General features: G+C 39.5%; 1 protein-coding gene. It reads right to left on the reverse strand.

The genetic code is table 11. From position 1 onward, the window contains the following. Positions 1–832, reverse strand: an 832-nt coding sequence (locus tag R3X26_RS18780; protein WP_317718845.1) for an ATP-binding cassette domain-containing protein, incomplete at both ends; no start/stop codon positions are given.

The following is an 832-nucleotide window of genomic DNA, read 5'->3' on the forward strand; positions in this document are numbered from 1 at the left end:
CAGCTCATAAAGCACGTTATAGATTTGATTTTTTGCTGATACATCTATGCCACGAGTGGGTTCATCGACAATCAATACATTCATGCTGGACTCACTTAACCACCTAGCTAAGATCACTTTTTGCTGATTTCCTCCCGATAAGAACTGAATTTCTTTTGAAAGGTTCGGGGTCTTAATATCTAACCGATTGACGAAATGCTCAGCAGACTTGGTCTCTTTGACCAGATCTAGAATACCTCCAAGTTTCCAATAATTTCTGCGACTACTAATCGTGATGTTTTCAAGTACTGAACGAAAAGTAATATTACCTTCTTTTTTACGGTCTTCAGAACAATATATAATTCCGTTTCGAATAGCAGTTTTTGGAGTCAATGTCGGTAAATCTATCCTATTAAGCTGCATTGAAATCGACTTAGTTGGCAACGCACCAATAAGTGATTTCATCAATTCAGTCCGACCGGAACCTACTAGCCCGAAGAAACCTAACACCTCTCCTGTACGAGCTCTAAATTGAATAGGCTTAGTAAACTGATTACTTTTAATGTCTCGCAGTACAAAACTGTCGTCTCCCAAAGAGCGGTCGCGAAAGCTGTACATATCACCTATATTTCGCCCGATCATTTTTTCTATGAGAGTTGGCCTGTCAGTAGTTAGGATGTCGTCATAAGTAATAACATGACAACCGTCTTTCATTACGGTCGCAGAACTACAAACCTCGAATATTTCGGCCATTCTATGAGAGATATAAATCAAAATTTTGCCTTCAGACTTAAGCTGTCTAATCACGCGAAACAAGGTGTCTGTTTCTGCCGCAGATAGACTACTAGTTGGT

Origin of the sequence: Vibrio sp. TH_r3 (genome assembly GCF_033101115.1) — a bacterium.
GTDB lineage: Bacteria > Pseudomonadota > Gammaproteobacteria > Enterobacterales > Vibrionaceae > Vibrio.